Annotated in this window: 3 protein-coding genes and 1 pseudogene; 2 read left to right on the forward strand and 2 right to left on the reverse strand. The window is 75.1% G+C overall.

The genetic code is table 11. The features are described 5' to 3' along the window. Window positions 1-100 precede the first annotated feature (100 nt). Window positions 101-2842 (reverse strand): SpoIIE family protein phosphatase, encoded by a 2742-nt coding sequence (locus ACFWIS_RS26205; protein WP_380462941.1) that lies wholly within the window; start codon window positions 2840-2842, stop codon window positions 101-103. 89 nt (window positions 2843-2931) lie between these two features. Between ACFWIS_RS26205 and ACFWIS_RS26210 the strand changes: the two genes are divergently transcribed. Continuing rightward, a complete protein-coding gene (locus ACFWIS_RS26210) occupies window positions 2932-3738 on the forward strand; it encodes a TrmH family RNA methyltransferase (RefSeq protein ID WP_380462943.1) in 807 nt (268 codons plus the stop codon). Window positions 3739-4602: 864 nt separating this feature from the next. Here ACFWIS_RS26210 and ACFWIS_RS26215 read toward each other — a convergent pair. Then, window positions 4603-5919, reverse strand: a pseudogene (locus tag ACFWIS_RS26215) (serine/threonine-protein kinase); the annotation flags it as partial. 406 nt (window positions 5920-6325) lie between these two features. Here ACFWIS_RS26215 and ACFWIS_RS26220 point away from each other — a divergent pair. Further along, window positions 6326-6526 carry a hypothetical protein gene (locus ACFWIS_RS26220; protein WP_380462945.1) on the forward strand — a complete coding sequence of 67 codons (201 nt, stop codon included), beginning with the start codon at window positions 6326-6328 and terminating at the stop codon, window positions 6524-6526. Window positions 6527-6838: the final 312 nt, after the last annotated feature.

Raw genomic sequence — 6838 nt, forward strand, 5'->3', positions numbered from 1 at the left:
TTTTTTGTGGTGTTTTTGTCGGTGGGGGGGGGGGTTGCGGCGGGTGGCGCCGCGGCCTGCTGGTCCCGTGGGCCGCCACACCCCCCCCCCCCCCCCGCGGCTACTCCAGCGGCTGCTCCGTCCAGATGACCTTCCCGGTCTCCGTGTAGCGCGTCCCCCAGCGGTCCGCGAACTGGGCGACCAGGAACAGCCCGCGCCCGCCCTCGTCCTCGGTCGCCGCGTACCGCAGGTGCGGCGAGGTGCTGCTGCCGTCCGACACCTCGCAGATCAGCGTGCGGTCGCGGAGCAGCCGCACCCGGATCGGCCCGGAGCCGTACCGGATCGCGTTGGTCACCAGCTCGCTCAGGATCAGCTCGGTGACGAACGCGGCCTCCTCCAGCCCCCAGTCCGCGAGCCGCCGCGCCACCTGCGCCCGCACCGCCCCCACCGCCGCCGGTTCGGCGGGCACGTCCCACTGGGCGACCCGGTCCGGCGCCAGCACCCTGGTCTCCGCGACCAGTAGCGCGATGTCGTCCTGCGGATGCGCCGGCAGCATCGCCCCGAGCACGTCCGCGCAGGTCTGCTCGGGCGTCCGCGCCGGCCCGCCCAGCGCCGCGCGCAACAGCTGCAGGCCCTCGTCGATGTCCCGCTCGCGGTCCTCCACCAGCCCGTCCGTGTACAGCACCAGCCGGCTGCCCTCGGCCAGCTCCAGCTCGACGGTCTCGAACGGCAGCACCGCCAGCCCCAGCGGCGGCCCGATCGGCAGCTCCGGGAAGGTCACCCGGCCCTGCGGGTCCACCACGGCCGGCGGCGGGTGCCCGGCACCGGCCAGCGTGCAGCGCCGCGACACCGGGTCGTAGATCGCGTACAGGCAGGTCGCCCCGGTCAGGCCGGCGTTCTCGGCGCCGCCGGCCTCCTCCTGGTCGATCCGGTTCACCAGCTCGTCCAGGTGCCCCAGCAGCTCGTCCGGCGGCAGGTCGAGGGTGGAGAAGTTGTGGATCGCGGTCCGCAGCCGTCCCATCGTCGCCGCCGCGTGCAGCCCGTGGCCGACCACGTCGCCGACCACCAGCGCCACTCGCGCGCCCGGCAGCGGGATCACGTCGAACCAGTCCCCGCCCACCCCGGCCTGGGCCGGCAGGTAGCGGTGCGCCACCTCCAGCGCGTCCTGGTCCGGCAGGCTGCGCGGCAGCAGGCTGTGTTGCAGGGTCACCGCCATCGCGTGCTCACGGGTGTACCGGCGGGCGTTGTCGATGCACACCGCCGCGTGCGCCACCAGCTCCTCGGCCAGCTTCAGGTCCTCCGGATCGAACGGCTCCGGCCGCTCCGCCCGCCAGAACCGGGCCACCCCCAGCAGCGCCCCGCGGGCCCGCAGCGGCACCCGCACCAGCGAGTGCACCCCGTACGCCAACGCCTGGGCCGACTGCTCCGGGTCCTGCTCCCGCCAGCCCTGCGCCTCCGCGAGCCGCGGTTCCAGGCCGGGCACGCCGCTGTGCAGCGCCCCGGCCAGTGGGGTGGCCGGGACCACGTCCAGCACGGTGCCCACCGGGTGGAACGGCGCGTCGTCCGCGGTCCCGGCGAGCGCGGTACGGCGCACCCGGTCCAGCGAGCCGACCGGCGGCGGCTCCTCACCGGCCAGCACCTGCTCGGCGAGGTCCACCGTGACGAAGTCCGCGAACCGCGGCACCGCGACCTGCGCCAGCTCCTCCGCCGTCCGGGTCACGTCCAGCGAACTGCCCACCGTCACCCCCGCGTCGTACAGCAGCCGCAGCCGCCGCTGCGCGCCCTCGGCCCGCCCGGTCAGCGCCATCAGCTCGGTGGAGTCGCGCAGCGTGGCGACGCAGCCGGGCGGGCCGCCGGCCTGGTCGGTCAGCCGTACGTTCACCGCCAGCAGCCGCTCGCCGGCCAGCACCACCTCGTCGCTCACCGGACGGTCGGCGGTCAGCAGCTCCAGTGGTGCGGGCTCCAGGCCCAGGTCGGTCACCGGGCGGCCCTCGGCGTCCGGCGGCAGGTCCAGCAGCCGGCGCGCCTCGTCGTTGCAGAGCAGCAGCCGCCCGTCCCCGCCGACGATCATCACGCCCTCGCGCACCGCGTGCAGCACCGCAGCGTGGTGCTCGTACATCCGGGTCATCTCGACCGGGCCCAATCCGTGGGTCTGCCGCCGCAGCCGGCGGCTGATCAGGGCGGTCCCCAGCGTCGCCAGTCCTATCGCGCCCGCCGCCGCGCCCAGCACCACCGGCAGCTGGCGCTCGCTCGCGGTGGAGACCTTGCTCAGGGTGACCCCGGCCGAGACCATCCCGGCCACTGAGCCGTCCGGCGCGTACACCGGGACCACCGCCTGGACCAGCGGTCCGAGCGTGCCGGTGAGGTGCTCGGTCACCACCTGGCCGTGCAGCGCGGGCTCGTAGGTGCCGATGAACTTATGGCCGATCCGGGCCGGGTTGGGGTGGGTGTACCGGATGCCCTGGTTGTTGAGCACGACGATGAAGTCCACGCCGGTGGCGATCCGCGCGGACTGCGCCTTCGGCTGGAGGATCGCGGTCGGGTCGGGGGAGCGCAGCGCGGCCACCATGCCCGGCGAGTTGGCGAAGGACTGGGCGACCGCCACCGACCGGTTGCGCGCCTCGTGGTCGGCGTCGTTGCGCGACTGCACCACCAGCGCCACCCCGGCCCCCACCACCAGCAGCAGCACGATCAGGATCTGCAGCGCGAACACCTGCCCGGCCACAGACCGGTGCCGTGCCGGTTGCGGCCGCTTCGCGCGGGGCAGTTGTTGCCGACCGTGTGGGCGCCCACCGGAGGAACCGGCGTCGCCGGTGGCACCAGAGGCCGACGGAGCCCAGGATCGGCCCGGATTTCGGGCCATACGGCCATGTTTACACTCAGACTAGTCCGGGACCACCCCGCCCGTTCCGCCGTTTGGCCTTCCCCGCCCCGGCTTGGCAAGATCGCAGGGTGTCCGAACCCAGCACCATCACCGACCCGGCCGACCCCCGCCTCGCCGACTACACCGGCCTCACCGACGTCGAACTGCGCCGCCGCCGCGAACCCGCCGAGGGCCTGTTCATCGCCGAGGGGGAGAAGGTCATCCGCCGTGCCCTCTCGGCCGGCTACCGGATGCGGTCGATGCTGCTGACCGCCAAGTGGCTCGACGTGATGGCCGATGTCATCAGCGAGGCCGACGCCCCCGTCCACGTGGTCGAACCCGGGCTCGCCGAGGCCGTCACCGGCTACCACGTCCACCGCGGCGCCCTCGCCTCGATGGAGCGCAAGCCCCTGCCGGACGCCACCGACCTGCTCACCGGAGCCCGCCGGGTCGCCGTCCTGGAGGGCCTGGTCGACCACACCAACCTCGGCGCGATCTTCCGCAGCGCCGCCGCCCTCGGCATGGACGCCGTCCTGCTCTCACCCGACTGCGCCGACCCGCTCTACCGCCGCGCCGTCAAGGTCTCCATGGGCGCCGTCTTCGCGGTCCCCTACGCCCGCCTCGACCCCTGGCCCGCCGCCCTCGACACCGTCCGCGACGCCGGCTTCACCCTCCTCGCCCTCACCCCCGCCGACACCGCCGTCGACCTCGCAACCCTCGCCCCCCACACCCTCCCCAAGACCGCCCTCCTCCTCGGCGCCGAGGGCGACGGCCTCACCCCCCGAGCCATCGCCGCCGCCCACCACCCCGTCCGCATCCCCATGGCCCACGGCATCGACTCCCTCAACGTAGGCGCCGCCGCCGCTGTAGCCTTCTACGCCGTCACCACCCCCTGACCTCCCTCGCAACCCGCGCACGCGGAACTCCGGCCCGCCCGGCCTCCTGCTGCTGCCCCTGCAACTCGCGCCTGCCGCGGCACCGCGTTCTCACGGCCGTAAGCCCGCCCACCTGCCCCCGCACCACCGGCTTTCTCCGCGCAGCACGGGAAGTCGGCCCGTCCGACTTCCTGCGCGCGCCGCCCAACCCCCATCGCTCCGTCAGCCGGAACCCCCCACCCCAGCCACGCAACGCCGCCCGAGTCCCCGCGCTCAGCCCGCCGGGGCGGTCGGCGGTGCCGGTGCGGCGGCCGGGGGAGGGGTGGTGAGGCCGGTGCCGCCGGACGCGCCGGCGCCGGGCCAGGACTCGTCGAGGGTGCCGTCGCCGCGCACGGTGTAGCGGGTGGAGATGACCGCGCCGGTGGCGGCCACGCGTTCTTCCCGGACGACCGCGCTGCCGTCGAGGCGCCAGGTGGCCGTGGCCTGCGGGTCGGCGGTCGAGGTGCGGGAGGTGGTGGCCACGGGGTTGTCCCCGGCGAAGGTGTAGAGCTGGACGAGGTCGACCGGAGCCGTTCCCTCGGCTCGCCGCAGCACGACCACCGCGGCCGGCTGGCCCTTGTACCGGGCCGGCAGCACCGCGCTCAGCGCGACCTGGGGCCCGCCGCCGACCGAACGGCCGTCCTTCAGGTTGACGGCCGGCCCGCCCGCCCCGTCGGGATAGCTGTGGTTGGGCCAGTCGACCACGGGCCCGGGCCCCTGCGCGGGCGCCAACGCACTGTCCCCCGTGCCGCGCGCGGCGGCCGGGAGCGGTGTCGCCGTGGCCTGCGGTGCGACGTCCACCGAGGTCCCGGGCACCGCCTGTTCGCCGCCCCGGGGGCCGGCCGTGGCGGTCTGGCCGACCGCCGGTCGTGCGCCTTGGTTGCTCCGGTTCTCGCAGCCCTGCGCCGCCGCGATGGCGAGCGCGACGCCGATCGTCACGGTGACGAAGACGACCAGCCGCTGCCGCAGCAGCCGCTGCCGCGCGGTGCCCGGTCGCCCCCCGGGCGCCGGGGTGTGCTGCCGGTCCCGGGGCCGGGGTCTGGCCGGCGGCGGAGTGTGCGGGCGCTCCCGCAGCGGACGGGTGACGGGCGTGGCCTCGGGGCGGGGGAGCGGCGCGCCGTGCGGGCGCCGTGCGGACGCTCCGGCCGGCTGCCCGCCCGCCCGGCCGGCCGCCGCGCGGGCCCGAGGCGAGGGTGCGGCGGGCTCGGGCGAGCGCCCCGGGGCCGGTACGCCCTGCCGCCCGCCCTCCTGCTGGGGTGCCTGCGGGGCGTCGGCCGGTTCGACGGGCGCTGCCGCCGGGGCGGCCCCTCGACGGGTGCCGCGCCCGCCGCCTGCGGTGGCCGCGCCGCGGGCGGCCAGTTCGCTGAGCCGCTCGTGGAGGGCGGCGGCGCCGGGCCGTTCGGCGGGTTCCTTGGCGAGGCAGGCCCGGATGAGCGGGGCGAGCTGCGGGGGGACGGCGGAGAGGTCGGGTTCCTCGTGGACGACCCGGTACAGCATCACTTCGGAGGAGGCCCCGGAGCCGAAGGGGGTGTCGCCGGTGAGCGCGTAGGCGAGGGTGGCACCGAAGGCGAAGACGTCGGTGGCCGGGGTGACGGCGACGCCGCGAACCTGTTCGGGCGCGAGGAAGCCGGGGGAGCCGACCGCGGTGCCGACGTGGGTGAGGGTGCTGGCGCCGCGCGACCAGGCGATGCCGAAGTCGATGATCCGCGGCCCGCGCGGGGAGAGCAGGATGTTGGAGGGCTTGAGGTCGCGGTGGACGACCCCGGCCTCGTGCACCTTGACCAGCCCGTCGGCCAGCGCGGCCCCGATCCGGGCGGCCTCGGGCCAGCCGAGCGGTCCTTCGTCGCCGACCCGCTTGTAGAGGGAGGGCCCGGGGACGTACGCGGTGGCGAGCCAGGGGCGGTCGGCCTCGATGTCGGAGCCGACGACCCGGGCGGTGCAGCCGCCCCGGATCCTGGAGGCGGCGGCGATCTCGCGGGCGAAGCGGGTGCGGAACTCCTGGTCCTCGGCGAGTTCGGCGCGGATCAGCTTGAGGGCGACGCGCTGTCCGCGGCGGTCGGAGCCGAGGTAGACCACACCCATGCCGCCGGCGCCCAGTCGCCGGTGCAGGCGGTACGGCCCGACGATGCGGGGGTCCTCACGCCTCAGCCGCATCATCGCCATGTCTCGTTCCCCGTCAGCCTGTGGGTGAGGCCCCGTCGGTTGGGGCATCGTCAGTTCCTGTCTGGCACAGCTTACGGACTGCCCGCTGCGGTGTGCTGATACGCAACACCTGAAGCCACCATGCGATTGTCGGATCGTGCGCTGAACTGCAGGTCATAGGGGTGCCGAATCGTTTCTCGGGGTTGCCCCTCAGGGTTCCCTCGGGGACGGGCCGGGACCTCCCTCCCCCTTCGGTAGTACGCCTTGAGTCTGAGCGTCATCCTCCGGGATGCCCGAGGAACAGTACGACGGCATGACGCCCAGGAAGCCCCCCGACCAATAGCGTTGTGTCCAGCGGTGGACGGGGAGCTCGTCCCCCGAGGTAAGCCGTCCACCGCGCCAACTCGACCGGATCAGGAGCAGGGCCATGGCATCGCAGCAGACGGGCACCCCCCGCCGGCCTCGGTCGGCCTTCACCCAGTCCCAGTCCGCCGAGCCGCCCACCCGGCACCCCGCGGTGGCGCTGGCCATGGCCCTGCCGTGCGCCGTGCTCCTGGTGCTGCTGTTCGGCGGGTGGGACCAGCTGGCGAAGCAGGCCGAGGCCCTGGCCGAGCTGATCGGCCGCTGAGGCCGTCGAAGCCGTCGAGGGCACCAAGGCCGTAGTAAGAGGTACACCAGAACGGGCACTGTTCCCCTGGGGACGGGGAGCAGTGCCGCCGGGGAGGCCGCGACCGCGTTGACACGCGGACGGGCGAGAGCGGCTCGCAGAGCGCCCCGGCAGGCGGAGATGCCGCGTACGGACGTCGGTGAGGGCGACCGTACGCGGCTCTTCTCTGTCTCCGGCCCCGAGAGCCCCGAGGCCGCGGCCCCAGGCCCAGTCGGAACGACAAACGGCCGAGGCCGCGACCCTGACGGATCGCGGCCTCGGCCGTTACTGTGC

It is taken from the genome of Kitasatospora sp. NPDC127060 (assembly GCF_042724935.1).
GTDB lineage: Bacteria > Actinomycetota > Actinomycetes > Streptomycetales > Streptomycetaceae > Kitasatospora.